General features: G+C 61.4%; 21 protein-coding genes. 10 read left to right on the forward strand and 11 right to left on the reverse strand.

Features of this window, described 5'->3' with window-relative positions; genetic code table 11:
- Positions 1–167 precede the first annotated feature (167 nt).
- The 4 genes from JQ624_RS31025 (at position 168) to JQ624_RS31040 (ending at position 4733) form a co-directional block, all read left to right on the forward strand.
- A complete protein-coding gene (locus tag JQ624_RS31025) occupies positions 168–2663 on the forward strand; it encodes an arylsulfatase (protein WP_212422728.1) in 2496 nt (831 codons plus the stop codon).
- The gene (locus JQ624_RS31030) at positions 2660–3013 is read left to right on the forward strand and encodes a hypothetical protein (RefSeq protein WP_212422705.1); all 354 of its coding nucleotides are present in this window, start codon (positions 2660–2662) and stop codon (positions 3011–3013) included. Before JQ624_RS31025 ends, JQ624_RS31030 begins: the two co-directional genes overlap by 4 nt.
- A gap of 601 nt (positions 3014–3614) precedes the next feature.
- Entirely contained in the window at positions 3615–3935 is a 321-nt protein-coding gene (locus JQ624_RS31035; RefSeq protein WP_212422706.1) for a helix-turn-helix domain-containing protein, read from the forward strand.
- A gap of 12 nt (positions 3936–3947) precedes the next feature.
- A complete protein-coding gene (locus JQ624_RS31040) occupies positions 3948–4733 on the forward strand; it encodes a helix-turn-helix domain-containing protein (RefSeq protein ID WP_249130199.1) in 786 nt (261 codons plus the stop codon).
- A gap of 261 nt (positions 4734–4994) precedes the next feature.
- On the opposite strand, the gene JQ624_RS31045 is transcribed toward JQ624_RS31040, so the two are convergent.
- Both JQ624_RS31045 and JQ624_RS31050 read right to left on the reverse strand, forming a co-directional pair.
- Positions 4995–5351 (reverse strand): type II toxin-antitoxin system PemK/MazF family toxin, encoded by a 357-nt coding sequence (locus JQ624_RS31045; protein WP_212422707.1) that lies wholly within the window; start codon positions 5349–5351, stop codon positions 4995–4997.
- Positions 5348–5572 (reverse strand): antitoxin MazE family protein, encoded by a 225-nt coding sequence (locus tag JQ624_RS31050; RefSeq protein WP_212422708.1) that lies wholly within the window; start codon positions 5570–5572, stop codon positions 5348–5350. The genes JQ624_RS31045 and JQ624_RS31050 overlap by 4 nt, the downstream gene beginning before the upstream one ends.
- Before the next feature lie 561 nt (positions 5573–6133).
- Between JQ624_RS31050 and JQ624_RS31055 the strand changes: the two genes are divergently transcribed.
- Positions 6134–6340 (forward strand): DUF6894 family protein, encoded by a 207-nt coding sequence (locus JQ624_RS31055; protein ID WP_212422709.1) that lies wholly within the window; start codon positions 6134–6136, stop codon positions 6338–6340.
- 123 nt (positions 6341–6463) lie between these two features.
- Here the strand turns inward: JQ624_RS31055 and JQ624_RS31060 are convergent, their stop codons facing one another.
- From JQ624_RS31060 to JQ624_RS31080, 5 genes are all read right to left on the reverse strand, one after another.
- Positions 6464–7183, reverse strand: coding sequence for an ABC transporter ATP-binding protein (locus tag JQ624_RS31060; protein WP_212422710.1), 720 nt, complete (start codon positions 7181–7183; stop codon positions 6464–6466).
- Positions 7180–8418 (reverse strand): ABC transporter permease, encoded by a 1239-nt coding sequence (locus tag JQ624_RS31065; protein ID WP_212422711.1) that lies wholly within the window; start codon positions 8416–8418, stop codon positions 7180–7182. Before JQ624_RS31065 ends, JQ624_RS31060 begins: the two co-directional genes overlap by 4 nt.
- Before the next feature lie 5 nt (positions 8419–8423).
- On the reverse strand, positions 8424–9629 hold the full coding sequence (locus JQ624_RS31070; protein WP_212422712.1) for an efflux RND transporter periplasmic adaptor subunit: 1206 nt from the start codon (positions 9627–9629) through the stop codon (positions 8424–8426).
- Positions 9630–9645: 16 nt separating this feature from the next.
- On the reverse strand, positions 9646–10296 hold the full coding sequence (locus tag JQ624_RS31075; protein ID WP_212422713.1) for a tetratricopeptide repeat protein: 651 nt from the start codon (positions 10294–10296) through the stop codon (positions 9646–9648).
- A gap of 627 nt (positions 10297–10923) precedes the next feature.
- Positions 10924–11187: a hypothetical protein gene (locus JQ624_RS31080; protein ID WP_212422714.1), complete on the reverse strand. Its 264-nt coding sequence runs from the start codon at positions 11185–11187 to the stop codon at positions 10924–10926.
- 212 nt (positions 11188–11399) lie between these two features.
- On the opposite strand from JQ624_RS31080, the gene JQ624_RS31085 reads away from it, so the two are divergent.
- Complete coding sequence (locus tag JQ624_RS31085) at positions 11400–12404, forward strand: glycoside hydrolase family 3 protein (RefSeq protein WP_212422715.1); 1005 nt, start codon at positions 11400–11402, stop codon at positions 12402–12404.
- Between the two features lie 102 nt (positions 12405–12506).
- A complete protein-coding gene (locus JQ624_RS31090) occupies positions 12507–12713 on the forward strand; it encodes a hypothetical protein (RefSeq protein WP_212422716.1) in 207 nt (68 codons plus the stop codon).
- Between the two features lie 35 nt (positions 12714–12748).
- Here the strand turns inward: JQ624_RS31090 and JQ624_RS31095 are convergent, their stop codons facing one another.
- The gene (locus JQ624_RS31095; protein ID WP_409334393.1) at positions 12749–13162 is read right to left on the reverse strand and encodes a hypothetical protein; all 414 of its coding nucleotides are present in this window, start codon (positions 13160–13162) and stop codon (positions 12749–12751) included.
- A 746-nt stretch (positions 13163–13908) separates the two neighbouring features.
- Here JQ624_RS31095 and JQ624_RS31100 point away from each other — a divergent pair.
- Complete coding sequence (locus JQ624_RS31100) at positions 13909–14481, forward strand: response regulator transcription factor (RefSeq protein ID WP_409334394.1); 573 nt, start codon at positions 13909–13911, stop codon at positions 14479–14481.
- A 238-nt stretch (positions 14482–14719) separates the two neighbouring features.
- Here JQ624_RS31100 and JQ624_RS31105 read toward each other — a convergent pair whose 3' ends face one another.
- From JQ624_RS31105 to JQ624_RS31115, 3 genes are all read right to left on the reverse strand, one after another.
- Complete coding sequence (locus tag JQ624_RS31105) at positions 14720–14965, reverse strand: hypothetical protein (RefSeq protein ID WP_212422719.1); 246 nt, start codon at positions 14963–14965, stop codon at positions 14720–14722.
- A gap of 246 nt (positions 14966–15211) precedes the next feature.
- Positions 15212–15595 (reverse strand): response regulator, encoded by a 384-nt coding sequence (locus tag JQ624_RS31110; RefSeq protein WP_212422720.1) that lies wholly within the window; start codon positions 15593–15595, stop codon positions 15212–15214.
- Positions 15596–15878: 283 nt separating this feature from the next.
- Positions 15879–16604: a Crp/Fnr family transcriptional regulator gene (locus JQ624_RS31115; RefSeq protein ID WP_212422721.1), complete on the reverse strand. Its 726-nt coding sequence runs from the start codon at positions 16602–16604 to the stop codon at positions 15879–15881.
- 272 nt (positions 16605–16876) lie between these two features.
- On the opposite strand from JQ624_RS31115, the gene JQ624_RS31120 reads away from it, so the two are divergent.
- Both JQ624_RS31120 and JQ624_RS31125 read left to right on the forward strand, forming a co-directional pair.
- Positions 16877–17089 (forward strand): hypothetical protein, encoded by a 213-nt coding sequence (locus JQ624_RS31120; protein ID WP_212422722.1) that lies wholly within the window; start codon positions 16877–16879, stop codon positions 17087–17089.
- A gap of 385 nt (positions 17090–17474) precedes the next feature.
- Positions 17475–17891 (forward strand): response regulator, encoded by a 417-nt coding sequence (locus JQ624_RS31125; protein WP_212422723.1) that lies wholly within the window; start codon positions 17475–17477, stop codon positions 17889–17891.
- Positions 17892–18443 lie beyond the last annotated feature (552 nt).

An 18443-nucleotide genomic window follows, 5' to 3' on the forward strand; every position in this document is an offset into this window, starting at 1 on the left:
GCCGCTCCATGGAATACGGAAGCGCAGCTTGAGAAGCTGCGAGTAGACGCTGAAGACCGCGCCCTGTTTAGCAAGCTTGCATGCTGCCTCTCGCAACTGGCCAGCACTGGAGAGCCGTCGTGATCAAAATCGCAAATGTCCTATCAGCATCAAGCATTCTGGTTTGTATGTTACTTGTGCCCAACGCGATGGCACAGCAGATCACGGGCACTCCAGGTTCGCCCGGTGCCACTACCACCATCGACGGAAAACAACTTCCGCCCCCCGAACCGAATTTCGGCGGGGTGATCAAGGAAAAGGCCTCGGAGTCGACGGCGTGGTGGGCTCCGCGCGTCGTGCCGCCGAAGGGCGCACCCAATGTGCTGCTGATCATGACCGACGATGCCGGCTTTGGTGCGCCGGGTACGTTTGGCGGGGTGGTCCCCACACCGGCGCTCGACCGTATCGCCGCGCAGGGGCTGCGCTACACCAATTTCCACTCCACCGCGCTCTGCTCGCCGACGCGGGCCGCCATCATCACGGGCCGCAACCATCACTCGGTGGGTACAGGCGTGGTGGGCGAACTGGCAACGGGGTTTCCCGGTTACGACACGATCATCCCAATCGACAAAGGCACCATCGGTACGATCCTGAAGGAGAATGGCTACGCAACCTCGTGGTTCGGCAAGAACCACAACACGCCTTCATTCCAATCAAGCCAGGCCGGGCCGTTCAATCAGTGGCCCAATGGCATGGGCTTCGAGTATTTCTATGGCTTCGTCGGAGGTGACGCCAGCCAGTGGCAACCGAACCTGTTCCGCAATACGACGGCGATCTATCCGTTCCAGGACAATCCCGGCTGGAACCTGACGACCGCGATGGCGGACGATGCTATCCAGCACATGAAGCAATTGAAGGAGATCGCGCCCGAAAAGCCGTTCTTTGTGTACTACGTGCCCGGCGGCACCCACGCGCCGCATCATCCGACGCCGGAGTGGGTCAAGAAGATCGGCGATATGCATTTGTTCGATGAAGGCTGGAACAAGCTGCGTGAAACGATCTTCGCCAATCAGAAGCGGCTGGGCATCATGCCCGACTACGCCAAGCTGACGCCGTGGCCGAAAGAACTGCCGCAGTGGGATTCCATCAGCGAGGTGGAGAAGAAACTCTTCATCAAGCAGGCCGATGTCTATGGCGCTTACCTCGCCTATACCGACCACGAGATCGGCCGGGTCATCCAGGCTGTCGAAGACCTCGGCCAGCTCGACAACACCTTGATCATCTATATCAGTGGCGACAACGGCGCGAGCGCCGAAGGCATGCTGAAGGGTACGCCGAACGAGTTCACCACCTTCAATGGTGTGCCGGTACCGGTGAAGGCTCAGTACCTCTGGTACCCATTCTGGGGATCGGACAAGACCTTCCCGCATTTTGCCGCGCCTTGGGCATGGGCGATGAGCACCCCGTTCAAATGGGTGAAGCAGGTGCCGTCACATTTTGGCGGAACGGCTCAGGGCATGGCCATCTCCTGGCCCGGCCACATCAAGGACGTCGGCGGCATCCGCCGCCAGTTCCACCACGTCATCGATGTCGTCCCGACCATCCTCGAAGCGACCGGCATTTCGCAGCCGGAGATGGTCAACGGAATCAAGCAAAGTCCTATTGAAGGTGTGAGCATGGCTTACACGTGGGACAAGGCCAACGCGAACGAAGTGACCCGGCACACCTCGCAGTATTTCGAGATGCTGGGCAATCGCGCCATCTATCACGAGGGGTGGGTGGCGGCGACCACGCCGGTGACCTTGCCGTGGGAGCTGAGCAGCGCCCCGGCACCGGACGTCATCACCGGGTACAAGTGGGAGCTCTACAACGTCAAGGAAGACCCCACCCAGTACAACGACCTCGCCACCCAGATGCCGGAGAAGGTCAAGGAGTTGCAGGCCATCTTCGATTCCGAGGCGAAGAAGTACAATGTGTTGCCGCTCGATAACACGACGCTCCCGCGCTGGAATGCGCCGCGCCCGAGCCTCACGGCCGGACGCACGATCTTCACCTATTCGGGCGAACTTAGCGGCGTGCCGGCCAGCGCTGCGCCGAGCATCCTGAACAAGTCCTACACCATCACCGCCGAGGTCGAGATTCCAAAGGGCGGCGCAGAAGGCATGATCGTCACGGAAGGTGGGCGCTTCGGCGGCTACGGGCTGTTCCTGAGCAAGGGTGTGGCGGGCATTCGTTCTGGCAAGCCCGTGTTCCTCTACAACCTGCTCAACCTCAAGCGCACGATCTGGTCCGGGCCGGAGCTCAGCGCCGGCAAGCACACCATCGTCTTTGACTTCAAGTCGGATGGTCCGGGCTTGGGCAAGGGAGGCACAGGTGTTCTCGTTGTGGACGGCAAGGAAGTGGATAAGAAGTCCATCGAACACGGCACACCGGTCACATTCCCTGAGGACGAGACCTTCGACGTCGGCATGGACACCCGCTCAGGCGTCGCGATGATCGAATATCGCTACGATCCTCCGTTCAAGTTCACCGGCAAGATCAACAAGCTGACGTTCAAGCTCGAACCGGAGCTCAAGGACCCGATGCAAGCCAAGGCAGAACTCGGAGCTACGCCAGCGCCGGAGCCAGATCCTATTGAAGAGCCGAAGGCCAAAAAAACAGGCACGAACGCCGGGAAACGATGAAAAGCGCGCTGGCATTCGCGGCCGTAGGCGAGGCGATCACAGGATTGGCGTTGCTGATCGCTCCCTCGCTGGTCGGTCAGTTGTTGCTTGGTGAGCAACTTGCGGGCGTCGCCTTACCGGTTGCACGCGTAAGCGGGATCGCTTTGATTGCTTTGGGGATCGCCTGCTGGCCAGGTCCTCCACTCCTTGGCATGTTGACCTACAGCGCCCTGGTAACGCTGTTTCTTGCCTACCTCGGTTTTGCAGGTGGTTTGTCCGGCGTCCTTCTGTGGCCAGCGGTCATCCTTCACGCGATCCTGACCGTGCTGTTGACTCGTGACGCCGTGCGAATGCAGTACGAACTGCGCTAGTGAGCTGATCATCATGCGCCGCACAAAGCGGGCATGCGACCAATCACATAAGAGTTCGTGGTGTTGTTCTGGGTGGCGCGCCTTTCCGAACAGGATCGTTCGAGGGCGATTGCTCGCTGGTTCAGTTTCGCTCGCAAGCGCCCACTGGCGCTACCGGCCTCAGGCGGCAAGTCATCTCATCGCTAACTGCATCCAACGTCAGGTCACCGCTGCGACACGCGCCGGCGACATTTCCTAGTCTTGGGACCCTCGTACACGCCAGAGAGTTCGTGTGCCGGCATGTGACCGCGCCGCATCGGTCGTAAGTCGCCTTCCGCGCGCGCGGGCTACGCGGCAGGAGCGAGCCGATCCGTCAAGCCCACGCGCTTCGAGCGCGCCCTATGGGCCTCGCGGTTTGACAGATCGTCTCGTACGGCACAGGTCCGGCACGCACCGAAGGCATGTGGAAGTTCGCCACCCCCCGCTCTCCATCAAACAACTATGCTGATCAAGTCTATCGAAAAACTGATCGGTCAGCTTGCGGCTTCATCGAAAGCAACGGCGTAGGAAAGCGCAGACTTGGCGTATTAGTGAGACGCGACACTTGTGGCATAGTGTGTTCATGCCTGCTCGCGATCATTCCCACGGCCAACAGCGCACGATCCAAGATACGGGGAGCCAGAATCTCCCAAGCGGCATCGATGCAAGTCACACCGATCCACGCGCGTTCGGTCTGACGAAGGTCGCCTACGGGGTCGGCGAAACGATCGAGTTGCTCAGCATCGGGCGAACGTCGCTCTATGCGGCCGTGAAGCGCGGCGAACTGACGCCGATCAAATTCGGCAAGAAGACCTTGTTCTACGCGATGGATCTCGCGGCATTCCTGACAAGGCTGAAGAGCGCAGCATTGCACGCCGCATCGGGCCGGCGGCCGAAGGTTTGAACGGCGCTGGCGGTGACCATTGTCCGTCGCGAGCACAGGGCGCATTTCACCATCGTGCCGAATGCGTTGTTCACCGACACGCGGCTCTCAGTCGAGGCCAAGGGCGTGCTCGGCTATCTTCTGTCGCGTCCGCACATGTGGCGCGTTCGACTCGAATACGTCGGGCGCACGCTCAAAGTCGGTCGCAAGAAGCTGCAACGCATCTTCCGCGAGCTGATCAGCGCCGGCTACGTCACCCGGGAACCGCAGCGCTTCGTGGCGGGACATCGCTTCGGTGATCTCGATTACGTCGTTCGGGACGTGCCGTTGGCATCGGCGTGCCCTGTGGAAAATTCAACCGTTCCGCGGGATCGAAAGGGACCTACGGCTCCGCGGTCCCAAAAGGGACCTGCGTATAAAGACTCACCGCAGGTCCAAAACGGACCCGCTTATAAAGAAACATATAAAAAAGGAGAGATCGAACGACATGGACTATCGCGGGTGGAGAGACGGAGTGGCCTACCAGGTGAGCGAGATCGAAGGTCAACGGTCGACGATGACGACGCCCGCCTGGATGTTGGTATCGTCGATCTGTTCGCCGATGCCGCCGAGGGATGGGAGTTTCTGACGGGGCGCAGCTGCGCAAGCGCCAACGCCGGGGCAAAATCGACCATACGGTCCTCACTGACCTATGGAATCGATATGGCCACTTGTTGCGCGGCCGCTAGAAGGTCACACTCGCGAACCGTGGTAACGCAGGCCGGCCGATTTGAGGGGGAGTTTGTGGGTGTGATGATTGGTGCCGACCTACCGCTTTGAAATTCAACTAGAAAACAGATTTGCGGAATCCCTCCCTCTCCGCCACTACAGAACAGAACTGCGAACGCCGGCGATGCGCTCCTTCACGCCGGGTAGTCTAGCCAGATCGGCGACGCCGGACTCGATGGCGTCATAGAGTCGTTTTTAGCCACAGGCAGGTCTCGGCAGCGCGCTTGTTCAATTCAGCGGCGGCATCGCGCGAACTGGGGAAAAGCGGAACGGCCCAATCTCAGCCGCGAGGACGCCGTAAGCCATTGCTCGTCACGCCGTCGGCTTGGTCCTTGGCGAGACTGCTAGTCCCAGGAACACGAGCACCGCCTGATTGAGCCGCACGATATCTTCGTCGTCCAACCTGCCGACGCGCGCGCCAACCTTGGTCTTTGGCACGGTGGTAATCCTGTCCACCATCAAACGGCACGCTGCGCGCAGGCCGTTGCGCTCGTTCGGTTCCACCGGCAGGCGGAATAGCGGTGCGTCGGTTTCATCCGTCGTGAATGCGCAGATGGTAATCGAATCGGTCTCGTCGAAGCTATCGTCCTGAACGATGACGACGGGAAGGCGTGGCTTGCCGGCGTAGTCCTTGCCGCCAGCGACGGTCCAGATGTCGCCTCGCCTCATTCATCGCCCCGGTCCGAGACCGCATCGATGAATGCCTGATCCTCCCGTGCATGCGCACTGGCGGCGATGGCGGCCGACTGGCGGTGCGCTTCAGAACGGAAGGCGGGGGAGCGCACGTCGGGTACCCAAATTTGGATTGGGCGCAGACCCTGCTTGCGTAGCCGCTCGCGATGTTCCCGCACCTTTACGCGCGAGGGCTTGGGCTTGGATGCCGAGGCCACGACAGAGAACTCCAGAGAAGTTACATGTAACCTATCATCGGCGTCCGGTTTTGACCAGCCCTTCCGTCGCTTCCGCAGCGGGGCAGCTTCGCCCTCCTCCCGGCCCTTCCTGCCTCAGCGGGCGCTGATGGCATTTTACCCGTTTGACACCATTCCCTTCCTGACGGGCAGGCGGTTTCGGGAGTGCCTTAAGAGTTAATTCATTTCAATCACATGCACGCGCCGTACGGCCAGGCGTTGCCGTCGAAGCATTCAGCAATGGATCACGCCGGTCGTCAGCTCTAGCTGCCGGCCTGTCAATTGACCCGAACGAACCCGGCGTTACCGGCCCTTGTCATTGGCGTTACGGTTAAAGACCGCGGGTGTGCCGACTACCGCCTGATCATAGGGCTATGACGCAGACATGGTGCTCATCATCGTCGTTCCCGCCACTCATATCCGACAGCGCAAATCAGGAAGAGCGCAAAGGGAACGATGGCCCGCGCCCATTTTGAAGCTAGTTGACTAGAATCAAAGTCCAGGTCTCGGCGCCAGCTATGAATGGGGGCCTTGGAGGTCCCCATGCGCTTCTTTTTTAACGTTCAGGACAGGCTCAAGATTCAGGACGAAGTCGGCCGGGAATTTTCAGTCGCTTCGGAAGCCGTCGTCTTTGCAAAACATCTTGCCGCGGACATACGTTGCCTCGAAACCGCCGTCAGGCCCACGCTCGCAATCGAGGTGGTCGCCGAAACCGCTGAACGCATTCATCGAGAGCGGGTTTTTGCCTGAGTAGATCGGCGCCGGACTCGATGGCGTTATCGGGTCGCGGCCTGAGTGCTGCGAACCGGCCCCATCCTACTTTGCATGGGGTTGTTTTCGATATTTTGTATCTGGCCCGGAAAATCGCGGCCTCTAACTTGCCGCCTCACAAACCAGCTCGCCCCCGCTCCGTTCGGTGATTTCGGCGATCTTGCCGTCGACGATGTGGATGCGGCGGTCGGCGCGGGCGGCCAGCGCTGGATCGTGGGTCACCACGACCACGGTCTGGCCCTTGTCCGCGATGTCGCGGAGGATCGAAAACACCTGTTCGGTCGATGCCGTATCGAGGGCGCCCGTCGGCTCGTCGGCCACGATGATCTCGGGGCGGTTGGCAAGCGCGCGCGCGATGGCGACGCGCTGGCGCTGGCCGCCGGAGAGCTGGTTGGGGCGCTTGTTGGCGTGCTCACTAAGTCCAAGCGAGCCCAGCAGTGCAAGGCCGCGCTCGCGCATCTCAGCTTCAGGCATAATGCCCGCGGCCCGCATCGGCAGCAGCACATTGTCGAGCGAGGTGAACTCCGGCAGCAGGAAGTGGAACTGGAACACGAAACCGCATTTGGTCAGGCGGACATCGGCCCGTTCCGTTTCCGACAATTTCGAGGTCGGCTGGCCGCAGATCATGACCTCGCCTTCGCTGGGCGCATCGAGCAGGCCCAGGAGATAGAGCAGCGACGATTTGCCGGATCCCGACGGCCCGGTAATGGCGACGAACTCGCCCTTGTTCACCGCAAGATCGATCCCGTTGACGAGGGTGTGCGAAATAGCGCCCTCGATGCGGCGAACCAGTTCCACCGCCTGCAAAGCAACCTCGGTCATGACGCCCCCCTGATGATTTCAACCGGATGGACGCGCGTCGCCTTGCGCGCCGGGAAATAGGCCGCACCTGCGCAGCAGAGCAGGGATATGCCGCCGGCGATCACATAGTGCATCGCCGAGTAATAGATCTGCAGCGGAACGGTCGTGCCCGTCAGCGGATTGAAGATCGTGATCTTCGACCAGCCGTAGCAGAGCAGGTAACCGAGGATCCACCCGAACAGGATGCCGACCACGCCGATGATGATGGATTCGATGATGAAAATCCGTCGCACCGCATACTCGCGCATGCCGAGCGATTTCATGATCGCGATGTCCTGGCGCTTCTCGTGGGTGATCGTCGAGATGATGTTGTAGGTGGCAAAGGACGATGTCAGGAGCATCGCGCCCATCACGGTGAGCACGATGAAATCGCGCACGCTGAAGGTCGACAGCAGGTCGGCATTGGCTTCCTGCCAGGATACCGACTTGTAGCCGGTCTGCGCTTCAACCTGGGCCGCGACCTTTTGCGCCAACATCGGATCGCTCAACCGCAGCCGCAGCTGGTTGACGACCCCGCTTTGTCCCATCATGACCTGCGCCGGCCCCATCAGCGAATAGATCTGGCTCTCGTCGACGCGCTTCAGGCCGGAGCGAAACAGCCCGGTCACCGTCGAATTCAGCTGGACGCCCTGGCCGCCGACTAGGAGGACGGTGTTGCCGGTTTTCAGCCCGAGCTTTTCGGCCAGCGCCTCGCCGATGATGACGCCGTTCGACGCGCGTGACAGGTCGTCGAGCTTTCCCTCGCGCATTTGCGAAGCGAGTTTCGAGACATGAATCTCGCGGCGGGGGTCGATGCCGGTCAAGGTGATGCCGATGCGCGCGCCGCCATGATTGATGATCGCGGTGGTCTTCACCGAGGGAGCCACGTCGCCAGGTATCCAGGAGCGCAGCGAGCTCATCACCGATTCCGGATATCTGATGCCGGGACGTTTGCCGACATTGGCGATGTCAGGCATCTGGACCGCCGCATATTCCTGCTCGGCGGGTTGCGTCGGCACGGAGCGCCGATCGTCCTCGACCGTGATATGCGGCATGGTGTCGACGAGCTGGCGCAGGAAGTCGATCTGCGAACCCTGCATCAGGCCTGCCATCATGATGGTGAAGCCTACCCCCATGGCGACGCCAGCCATGCCCACAAGGGTCTGCCGCACCCGGGAGCTGACATGGAGCCATGCGATGTTGAACAGAAGCTTCACGGCGGCTACCGGCTGTTGCTGATGATGTTGCGACGCGCGTCATTGACGACGGAATCGATGTGGGCGGTCATGGCTGCCGAAATCACCGCATCATCGGGATCCGCGGGAGTCGTGGTGGCCGCGGCCACCACGACAGCCTCAGGCGGTGCGCCTGGCTGATCGGTCGGTTCACTAACGGCCGCGGGCTCCACAGCTCTGGTCAGGCTGTTGTCGATGCGAATCCTGGCGCCGTCAGCGAGATCCGTGCGTGCGGGCGAAAGCACAGGGGTGCCCTTGGATACGTCGCCGATGATCTCGATGTTGCGGCTGCCGCGGACGCCGACCTTGACGGGCACACGCCTGATCCGCCCGTCATCGATCATCTGAACCGAATCGGCTGCGACGGCCTCTGCCGGCACGACGATGGCCGCCTGCTTCTCGCGGAAGATGATGTTGACCTCGACCGACATGCCGATCCGCAGCGGCGTATCCTGTGGCAGCCGCAGATAGACGCGGAAGGTCTTGCGGGTCGGGTCGCCCTTGGGCGTGATCTGGGAGACGTTGGCGCGCAGGGCCCTTCCGGGGAAAGCCTCGCTCCGCAGAAAAGCCTTCTGGCCAGAAGCGATGCGGTTGATCTCCTCCTCGTTGACCTCGGCAACGACCTGCATCGGAGCAGGCGGTCCCACCCAGAACAGGACATCGGTGGGACCGGCGATCTCGCCGACCTCGCCGTCGCGCCGCAGTACCATGCCGTCGAGCGGAGCTCGCAGCAGCAGCGAGTCGAGGTGCACCTTCTGCGCGGCGATCCGCGATTTTGCTTCCTCGAGCCTGGTCCAGCGCTGCTCGTACTCGGTGCGCGCGGCATCGTTCTTGTCGCGATCCTTCTCGGCGCGCGCCAGATCGCGTTCGAGCTGGCCGCGATTGATTTCCATCTGATCGAGCGCGCTGCGCTCCTCGGCGTCGTCCTGGCGGCCGAGGATCTGGCCGGCCTTGACCACCTGTCCTTCGCATCGGCAAAGCTCGACCAGCCGGCGGCGCTGCAGCGGCACCACCTTGGCCCAGCGCTCGGGCTCGACAGTGCCTGTTCCGTAAACAGCTTCGGAAACCGGCGCGAGGCTCGCAATGCTGGTGGTCACCAGCGGCGGATGAAGGAAACGGGAATAGGCGTAATAGCCAGCCCCTGTCGCGGCGATCGCCAGAACCCCGGTTGCGATGAGATGATGCAATTTCATGGTGCGTCCCCTTAAATCAGAAGCCAAATCGCTTGCGCAGGCCCGGTGGAACCTGGTCGAGCAGCTCACGAGCATCATCTCGCTTTGCATTCTTCACTGAAGGTGCCGACGTGGCCTTGGGAGATGCCGGCAATACCGTGATGTTGGATGGCGCCGGCTGCGAGACCACGGATGACGGCTGGGCTGCGGGCGCTGGCTGCACGACCGCGGGCGCAGGCGGGGGTTGGGGCGCAGCCGGCGCGGGCTGGTCCAGGTCTCCAGCTCTTTCGATATGCGGAGACTTGCCTGCGCCAGCAACCCGAACGGCGCGCCAGGCTCTTGCGGCCACCACGGCACGGCCGATCTCGTCGCTCGTCATCCTCTTCATGAGCAGCGACATCAGTTGCCGCGCACCGTTGCGGTCCTCCTCGACTTTGCCCGCCGAAGCGACGATGTAGGCCCAGCTATAGGCCTTCACATTGTCCTTTGGCGTACCGCGCCCGCTGGCGTAGAGGCCGGCAACGATCAGCATGGCGTGGGAGTGCCCCTGATCGGTAGCGCGCGAAAACCAGCGAAATGCCTCCTGGTCGCTCCGCGAGCGGCCGACGCCGGCTGAATAGAGCGCGCCAAGATAGAACTGGGCATCATCATCGCCCGCTTGCGCCGCCTGCTCGTAGCGAGTGGCCATTGCCCGGTCGGACGCGGGGTCGGCAACAGCCGTACGGAGGTCGATCAGGACAGCGAGGCAGCAAGCAATGACGACAACTGCTCGCTTCATGGCCTGCGAAATCGCGGAGCGAAATGCTGGCCGCGATGCTCGGTTTGAGATCGGGGTGATCGATCGGAAATTTGGGATGCGTCGCATTGCTTGTCCACGCTTTCAGCTTTGTTTCTCAGCCGGAGTCGACGATCGCTTGCTTGTTACGAGCGGCTGACGGACCAAGTCTTCCCACAGCACCTCTCGTGAATTGAAGCCTAGCCCACCTGCGCGCCGACAAATGTGCGACCCATCACACATCCAGCTTGCCGTCGCCGGAACTCGGGCTGTCTCTTGCCAATTCCGTTCGACGCGCATCGAGCGCGAAGCCTTGCCAAATGCGTTCAAGGACGTGGCGCTTACAGAGCAAATATTGAGGCTCAAGCGCGCAATCGAACCTGGGGCTTCACACGCGCCGATCGAGCGATGCGGCAGGCCGATGAGCGTGCAACGCGATTGGTTGCCGGGCCCGGGCGGGACGATCAAGGGGATCATCATGGTGGCAACAAATTCGCCCGAGCCTCTCGGCCCGGGCGAGCTACTTTTCGTCGTCTCGAATCAATAATAGCGGTAGCAGACGTTGACCGGGCCGTAGGGGCTCCATTTCCAGCAGCTGTTATAAGCGAAGAAATGATGGCGATGGTGGTGATGACCATGCCCAAAAAGACCGTGGCCAAAATGACCATGGCCAAACCCGTGGTGCCCGTGGCCTCCGTGTCCGCCATGCCCACCGGCGAAAGCCTGGCCCGGGACGGCCAAGGAAGCGGTGGTCAACGCCAGAGCAGCAATCGCGGCGGTAATGATCGTCTTGAACTTCGTCATGGACGTCTCCTGGGTTGGGCAGAGCGAGGATCGCCCTGCGATAATCCACCCCTAGGGGCGCTGGCTGCGATGCGATGTGATGAGGATCACGCAGTTGGCAGGGTCACCCAATTGGTATGACCAGGGCAGTCAGTTATCTTCCCCATGCGCGGCGCGATGATTTGCTGAACTTGGCCTAGCCGGACTCAACGCGCCATTCCTAAGGCTATCACATGCAAATTGGCGAACTCTTCATCCTCGGCTTCTTCGGCAAGACCGTCCCGCTGTGGCTGCAGCAATTCGCCGCGCGCTACGGCCTCGGCGGCGTGATCCTGTTCGACTATTCCTGCCGAACGCAGCAATACGACAACAACATCGAATCGCCCGAACAAGTGCAGCGCCTCTGCGCGGAGATTGCCGCGTTGCCTTCCGCGCCGATGGTGTTCATCGACCAGGAGGGCGGCCTGGTGCGGCGGCTGAAGGAAAGCCGCGGCTTTGCGCCGTTGCCGAGTGCGAAGGAATTCAACCATCTCGCGCCGGATCACAAGCGCGCGATCCTCACCGCGAGCTTTGCCGAGATGCGGCGGCTCGGCATCCACTATGATTTCGCGCCTGTCATCGACGTCGATTACAACCCCGATAATCCCAATATCGGCAGGATCAAGCGTTCCTACTCCGCCGACATCGCCGAGGTGGAAGCCAATGCGCTGCTGGCTAGCGAGGTGGCGCGGGCGCAGCGCATCGGTCTGTGCCTGAAGCATTTTCCCGGCATCGGCGGTGCGGTGGTGGATTCGCATCAGGAATTCATGGATATTTCCGATGCACTTCGGGGTGAACAGGAAGAGCTATTCTATTCGCTCGCGCCAAAGATGTTCGGCGATGCGGTGCTGGTCAGCCATGCCATCGTCAGGCAATGGGACAAGGATCGTCCGATGACGCTGTCCGCGGCGGGGCTTGGCCGTTTGCGCAGGCGCCTTCCGGACACGCTGCTGATCACCGACGACATGCAGATGCAGGGACTGCAGAAGGCCCTGGGCACCAGGGAGGCCAGCCTGCAATCGCTGAAAGCAGGCATGGACATGCTCTGCATCGGCAACAACCTGTTCGATCAGGAGCAGGAAGTGGCCGCCATCGCGGAATCCGTCGAACAGAGCCTGCGCGACAGGATCTTGTCCGGTCCGGCAATCGAGAAATCGATCGCGCGGGTGGCCAAGCGAAAGGCGCTCTTGATGGCCTGACGGGTGGAACCCGACGTCATCCCGGTCAAATTCGCCGAACGATCTGTTGCCTTGCGAGGCCGTTGAGACTACAAGCCTTTTTTCAACGGAAAAACACCGACGATGGCCCATAATTTTGCGATCAATGACGACGTTCATCACCAGCAGCAGGGCCCGCAGGGCCGTGCCACGGCGAAGGAACGCAGCATCTACACCATCGTTACCTGCCTGCCGATCGAATCCGACGGCCGCCCGCGCTATCGTATCAAGAGCAAGACCGAGAACATCGAGCGCGTCGTGACCGAGGAACAGATCTCCCGGCTCGGCTGATTCCCCGGGACGCATCGGAACGGTTCAGCGCCGCCCTACTGCGCCTTCTCGTGCGCCGCGATGCCGATCGCCTTGTAATCATAGGTCGGATAGAACTCGGTGCGGTAGCTGCCCCAGGCGGTGTTCTCGAGGGTGCGGTTGACTTCGCGCAACCGCGACGCCGGCAGCCGCAGCGTCACCACCTGCCCTATTCCCATCATCACATACCAGCTCACGACCTCGACGCCTTCAGGCGGGAAAGCCTTGTAATATCCCTGGCGCTGGAGCTGCGCGTTGAGCTCGCTTAAGGGGCGCGACTGGTCGTGCTTCAGGAAAACGGTCAGCATCACGGCGTTGTCGGCCGTCGGCGCCGCGTTCTCCGCCGGTGGCGATGCGATCTGTGGCGATGCGGTTTGTGCCGCCGCGCCCGAACCAAACGCCAGGACACCGGCCAGCACGGCCATTCTCATCCATGATCCCTTTGCTTGCGCCATCGCCGGCTCCTTTTTTGAATTCGTTGCGGGATGATTTTGGGCCTTGATCATTGCGAGGCTACTGGGGCCTGTAAATCGGAATCGGCGAAAAATGGCGGCGTCGCCGCCTCCCGTTTTCGCGGCCGGTTGTGAAGCAAATCATACGCACGTGACGGAGCTTGCGCTAATCCGCGGCCAAGCGCGGCCGCCCCCAGTCAGCAAGGATGAACCGATGAAAGCGCGGCGGATGGCTTATTGGTGGTTCAGGTTCGTCGTCTCGGGACGGTTTCTCGAAAAGTTCCTCAAGCTGCGTCGCCCCTGATCCATCGCCGCGACGACCGCCGACCCTGGTCTCACCCGTTTGCGCAAGCGATCTCGGCCTGACGTCATGCGTCAGGGCGGCGGCGTTGCGGCTGGAGCCGGCTCGGGTGCCGAGAAGCGCGGAAAGCCGGAGGACAGCCGGTTGAGATCCATTAACAAAGCAAATGCATTTTCCGTGAAAGTACGGACCCGGCGGGCTGCGGCATTTACCTTTGGACCATGGATATTGATCCGAAATATCCGGTTTTGACCCCGTTCAGAGATACTTTTAGCCGATTTTGGCCTGCCGGCAGGGCGTGTTGACGGGTCTCTCCGTATTCTTACTGGTCCGGAAATTAACCATGAAAAAAGGGTGGAATCGATAAAATAGTTATATGTCAGGACAAGACCATCGCGCCGCTGATTCGCACTTCACGAAGTGGATGGAAAGCATCACACCTCTCGAAGAGAATCCTGAGATCGTCCACCTGTCCACCGCGCGCTCGCGTGCCGCGGACGAGGCGAGCGCTGCAATTGCCCGGCAGTTGAACGGGCCCCTGACGGCGTTGCTGCTCTACATGAATGAGATCAAGCAGCACAGTCACCAGTTTTCGCAAGCGCCCGGCAACCGGCTCTACCTGCAACAGGTGGTGGAGAACGCGCTTCAGCAAACCGAGCGCGTCTGCGCTCTGGTGAAGCAGATGTCGGACAATCATCCGGCGCCGGCCTCCGATGCCGCCTGCAAGCAGACAAACGAGGCCCAGGTCCGCCACCCCGCGGATGGCGCCCGCAGGCCGGGCCTGATGTTCGCCCCGGAGTCCGGCCAGAAGCCCCTGACCAGGCGTGAGCGCGAGGTGCTGAGCCTGATCAGCGAAGGCTGCTCCAACAAGCAAGGCGCCTTGCGGATGAATATCAGCCCAAGGACATTCGAGAGCCATCGCGCCGAGGCCATGCGCAAGCTTGGCGCCCGCAACACCGCGGATCTGGTTCGCAAGGCGCTGCTGCAGCCCGCCTGATTTTTCCCGAAGATGATGCCTGCGATGCGCCGCTGAGCGCCCGGCTTCAAGCCATCGATGTGCCGGAAGGAGGCAGGCCAGGTGGGGCTACCTGAGCGTTTTCGAGCGAAGCATGCCCTCGGACTCGATCCGTGGGAGGAAACCGGTTCGCGTCGAGAAAACGCGTCAAATCAAGAATCTGGAGCTCCGTTTCGATTTCGTCGAATCCGAGAAGGCTGCGGATCGCGCGCTCCGCCGTTCAGCACAAATCTTCCATGAAGGCGCGAGCGCGTGGCGCGGGCCGCAACGCGAGCGTCGGCTTGGGCTCTTCCGGGATGATCGTGATGGTCCACGCCGCCGGAACGCTCGACTTGTTCTCCACGATCGATCGAACGTGGCCGGTGACCGTCGATCCGGCCGAGCGCACGGTGGCGGTCCTGCCATTGAACTGGGCGATACGGAAACGCCGCACTTCCTTCTGATCGCTCGTTTCAAATGTGAACATGAGGGGACTCCCTTGGTCCTCGCAACTATCCTCAGTCAACGTTATCCGGAGGTGAAAATCTTAAACCGTAGTAGTACGGCTAACCCGCATCGGCGGCGCGGAGCGAGCCGGCCCCGCTCTCGAAAAGATATCTTGTGAGGTGCGCCGCTCGCGGTTCGCGGCTCGCTGCATCGGCAGCGGCGGAGGTAACGGATGTGCGGCGTGGCGCTGGAGGCGGCGATGCGCTCCCGGCTGATATCAGTCGGCCTATCCGGGAAACACCGCTTCCATCTTGATCTTCAGCGTTGCGGCGTTGAACGGCTTGACGATGTAATTGTTGACGCCGGCCTTCTTCGCGGCGATGACGTTTTCGGTCTTGGATTCAGCCGTGATCATGATGAAAGGCGTCTTGGAGAATTCCGGGCTGGCGCGGACTTCCTTGAGCAGGTCGTAGCCGGTCATCGGCTCCATGTTCCAGTCGGAGATCACGAGGCCGTAGCGCTTGGTCTGCATCTTGGCGAGCGCGGCCGATCCGTCGCTGGCCTCGTCGACATTCTCGAATCCGAGCTGCTTGAGAAGGTTGCGGATGATGCGGATCATGGTGCTGTAGTCATCGACCACCAGGATCGGCATCGACAAGTCAAAAGCCATGTCCTTAACTCCGCGCAAACAGCAAGCCGCCGAACACAGGTGAATGCGTTGCCCGCGAAAGAGTCTCGAACGCCTCTTCTCGAACCCGCACCCGTCAGCACCGTGACAACTATCAGGGCTCATTGAACAGCGCGTTAACTCGGCGTCGGCCGAAACGCCGCAAAGGCCGGGATTGGTCGTAAAAATACGGTAAGGCGTTAGGGGATTGCGCAATCCTCGCGCGCAACGACGGCGCCATGCGTATCACAGATCGGGCTGTGCCGCCGTCGATCGCGGGAAGCGGTCATGCGGCCGCGCAGTGGATGCGCGGATGCAGCAGCCGCGTGTACTGCGACTTGACCGTTGCGTAGCACTCGCAGGAAGTCTTGATCAGGCCGTCCACATTGGTGATCTCGATATGTCCGCGGCTGTAGTGAATGAAGTTTGCCTGCTGCAGTGTATTGGCCACCAGCGAAACGCTGTTGCGGCGCGCACCGATCATCTGGGCCATCGCTTCCTGGGTCAGGACGAGCTTGTCGCTGCCGGAGAGGTCGCGCGTATGCAACAGGCATCGCGCCAGCCGGGACTCCACCGTGTGCGAGGCGTTGCAGCCGGCAGTCTGCTGGATTTGCGCATAGACGGCGAGGCCGTGCCGCACGAGCGCGGTACGCAACGTTGCGCTCTGGTCGGCGGCAAAACGAAGCTGATCGAGATCGATCGTCGAGGCGGCGCCGGGCACCAGCACCTCGGCGGTGTTCAGCGCGACGGAGTCGCCGAGGGCGGAGAATGCACCGAAAATGCTGTCGCGGCCGATCATCGCGATCTGGACATGCTCACCGCGCGCGAGCTTGACGACCAGGGAGATGACGCCTTTGTGCGGGAGGTACGCGCGCTTGAGCGTTTCGTCGACTTCGACCAGCACCATATCCTGGCTGAGATCGGCGGCACGCAGATACGGACGAATCAGTTCGAAGTCGTCCGCGGTCAGCGAGGACAAAAATCCATTCGGAGAACGAGGGGCTGAATCCAAAGCAGTCTCCTGCCTTACGGGCCAAGCCGGTCTCTGGTGTTTGACGCCTGCTGCGCACAATCGAGTGCAGGATGATCCTTGCACATTTTATTGGCAAGCAGAATTGCCAAAAAGACGCAGTGATCGGCGCCGGGTCGGGCGTTCCAAGACGCGAGCGCCCTTGGGCAGGTGCCGTGCGGGCGGCAGCTATTCGCCGATCATTTGCGCGAGGAATTCCCGGGTCGGCGGCGGTGCCCCGCTGTCGCACACATCTCGCGCCTGCAAAGACCGGCGTGACAAGTACGATTCGGCCAGGCGAGACCCATCGCACGGAGGAGGTTGCTGGGGGCCTGCAGCAACAGGCGCTGCACATGCCGTCCCGGTTGTCTTCGACGTACGCTGCTGCGCTCGGCGCGAAAACCCGCGACGGGTCCATGCCCGGCACCACGACGCTCGCTTTGGTCAGCGGCGGTCCGTCGTCGAACCTCGCCGAGGCTGTTTCGTGATGTGGGCAAAGCGACGCGAACTCTGTCGCGGCAAGACCTTCGACGCAAGATCTTCAACACAAGGCCTGCAGCAATCGATGGGGCAGAGCGCGATTCCCGCTCGCATCGAAGACGGGAGCTTGAACGTTTCACATCAAGCATGGCACGGCGCAAGGTGCCCCGCGGTTAGGCATAAACTCCTGGCCTGATGGGGCTGGGTTGTGGAACCGGCCTTATACACTGTGGAGGGCAGACAGACCGGTGAGTTGCGGCGGAAATGCGGTAGTGCACTGATTCGCAAGGCAGAACTGCCCGCGCGATCGTGTTGTCCTTTTTTTGCAGGCCCTTTTGCGGGGATGGCTGCCAAGGCGCATTGAGCGCGTCCGCGCCACGAGGGAGGTGGTTCATGCATCGCATCTTGGTGGTCGATGACGATCCCATGGTCTGCGCGGCCATCGAAATCTATCTCGAGCGTCACGGCTTTGACGTGACGATAGCCGATGGCGGCGAAGCCGGGCTTCGTGCGCTGGAAGACTCCGGCTTCGACCTGATGCTCGTCGACATCTTCATGCCGCACATGCGCGGCTTCGAATCGATCAGGATATTCCACGAGCGCGCGCCGACGGTTCCGCTGGTTGCGATGTCGGGATACGCCTTTGCCAACCTCGACTCGCCGGCGCCGGACTTTCTGCGCATGGCGCTCGAACTCGGCGCTGCGCGCTGCTTGCGCAAGCCGTTCACGCCGGGCGCGCTGCTGACGGTCGTTAATGAATGTCTTGCCGAAGCCCGGTCCCGGTTCAGCGGCGTCGTCCGGTCAGGCTAGCTACTCGCCGATACCGCGCCATGCGCGTGGCTTTAGCAAACCCCCTCGAAACAATCATGGGTTCGATCGAACGCCCGCTCGGGCGGCTGACGGCGTGCAGTCATCGGTGCCTCTCGCGATTGATCGACGATGCCGTATCCGCAGTCGGAAGGCCTGCAATGAAACCGTGGCCTGCGTCGGTAAGATTCTGTTTACCGGCTCGAGTTTGGCCGCGCGCCCCTCCCCAAATCGTCGTCCGGGGCCAGCCGCTTGCCGGCGAGGCTTTCAGATGTCGTCGATCGCATCTCGATAGCGTCGTTGCATCGCCGACACGAACGGCTGATGACCACATTATTCACCATATCCGTATTAGCACGGACAGTGAAATTAACGCAGACGTGAAACCCGAAGGGTTATTTTTACAGAAGGCCAGTATCTGATTTTTTCTGGAAGGCATGCCCATATGGACGACCTTTTGCGGGAGTTCCTGACGGAAACCAGCGAGAGTCTGGATACGGTCGACAATCAGTTGGTGCGGTTCGAGCAGGACCCGGGCGACGCGAAGATCCTGGA

This window comes from Bradyrhizobium sp. AUGA SZCCT0283 (assembly GCF_018130385.1).
Taxonomy (GTDB): Bacteria; Pseudomonadota; Alphaproteobacteria; order Rhizobiales; family Xanthobacteraceae; genus Bradyrhizobium.

What these genes read in the sequence shown, in the direction of transcription:
- JQ624_RS31095 (WP_409334393.1), bottom strand. Translation starts at nt 13,162, where the DNA reads ATGAGAATGGCCGTGCTGGCCGGTGTCCTGGCGTTTGGTTCGGGCGCG.
- JQ624_RS31045 (WP_212422707.1), bottom strand. Translation starts at nt 5,351, where the DNA reads ATGAGGCGAGGCGACATCTGGACCGTCGCTGGCGGCAAGGACTACGCC.
- JQ624_RS31060 (WP_212422710.1), bottom strand. Translation starts at nt 7,183, where the DNA reads ATGACCGAGGTTGCTTTGCAGGCGGTGGAACTGGTTCGCCGCATCGAG.
- JQ624_RS31070 (WP_212422712.1), bottom strand. Translation starts at nt 9,629, where the DNA reads ATGAAATTGCATCATCTCATCGCAACCGGGGTTCTGGCGATCGCCGCG.
- JQ624_RS31100 (WP_409334394.1), top strand. Translation starts at nt 13,909, where the DNA reads ATGGAAAGCATCACACCTCTCGAAGAGAATCCTGAGATCGTCCACCTG.
- JQ624_RS31125 (WP_212422723.1), top strand. Translation starts at nt 17,475, where the DNA reads ATGCATCGCATCTTGGTGGTCGATGACGATCCCATGGTCTGCGCGGCC.
- JQ624_RS31090 (WP_212422716.1), top strand. Translation starts at nt 12,507, where the DNA reads ATGGCCCATAATTTTGCGATCAATGACGACGTTCATCACCAGCAGCAG.
- JQ624_RS31055 (WP_212422709.1), top strand. Translation starts at nt 6,134, where the DNA reads ATGCGCTTCTTTTTTAACGTTCAGGACAGGCTCAAGATTCAGGACGAA.
- JQ624_RS31085 (WP_212422715.1), top strand. Translation starts at nt 11,400, where the DNA reads ATGCAAATTGGCGAACTCTTCATCCTCGGCTTCTTCGGCAAGACCGTC.
- JQ624_RS31030 (WP_212422705.1), top strand. Translation starts at nt 2,660, where the DNA reads ATGAAAAGCGCGCTGGCATTCGCGGCCGTAGGCGAGGCGATCACAGGA.
- JQ624_RS31075 (WP_212422713.1), bottom strand. Translation starts at nt 10,296, where the DNA reads ATGGCCACTCGCTACGAGCAGGCGGCGCAAGCGGGCGATGATGATGCC.
- JQ624_RS31105 (WP_212422719.1), bottom strand. Translation starts at nt 14,965, where the DNA reads ATGTTCACATTTGAAACGAGCGATCAGAAGGAAGTGCGGCGTTTCCGT.
- JQ624_RS31025 (WP_212422728.1), top strand. Translation starts at nt 168, where the DNA reads ATGTTACTTGTGCCCAACGCGATGGCACAGCAGATCACGGGCACTCCA.
- JQ624_RS31035 (WP_212422706.1), top strand. Translation starts at nt 3,615, where the DNA reads ATGCCTGCTCGCGATCATTCCCACGGCCAACAGCGCACGATCCAAGAT.
- JQ624_RS31110 (WP_212422720.1), bottom strand. Translation starts at nt 15,595, where the DNA reads ATGGCTTTTGACTTGTCGATGCCGATCCTGGTGGTCGATGACTACAGC.
- JQ624_RS31080 (WP_212422714.1), bottom strand. Translation starts at nt 11,187, where the DNA reads ATGACGAAGTTCAAGACGATCATTACCGCCGCGATTGCTGCTCTGGCG.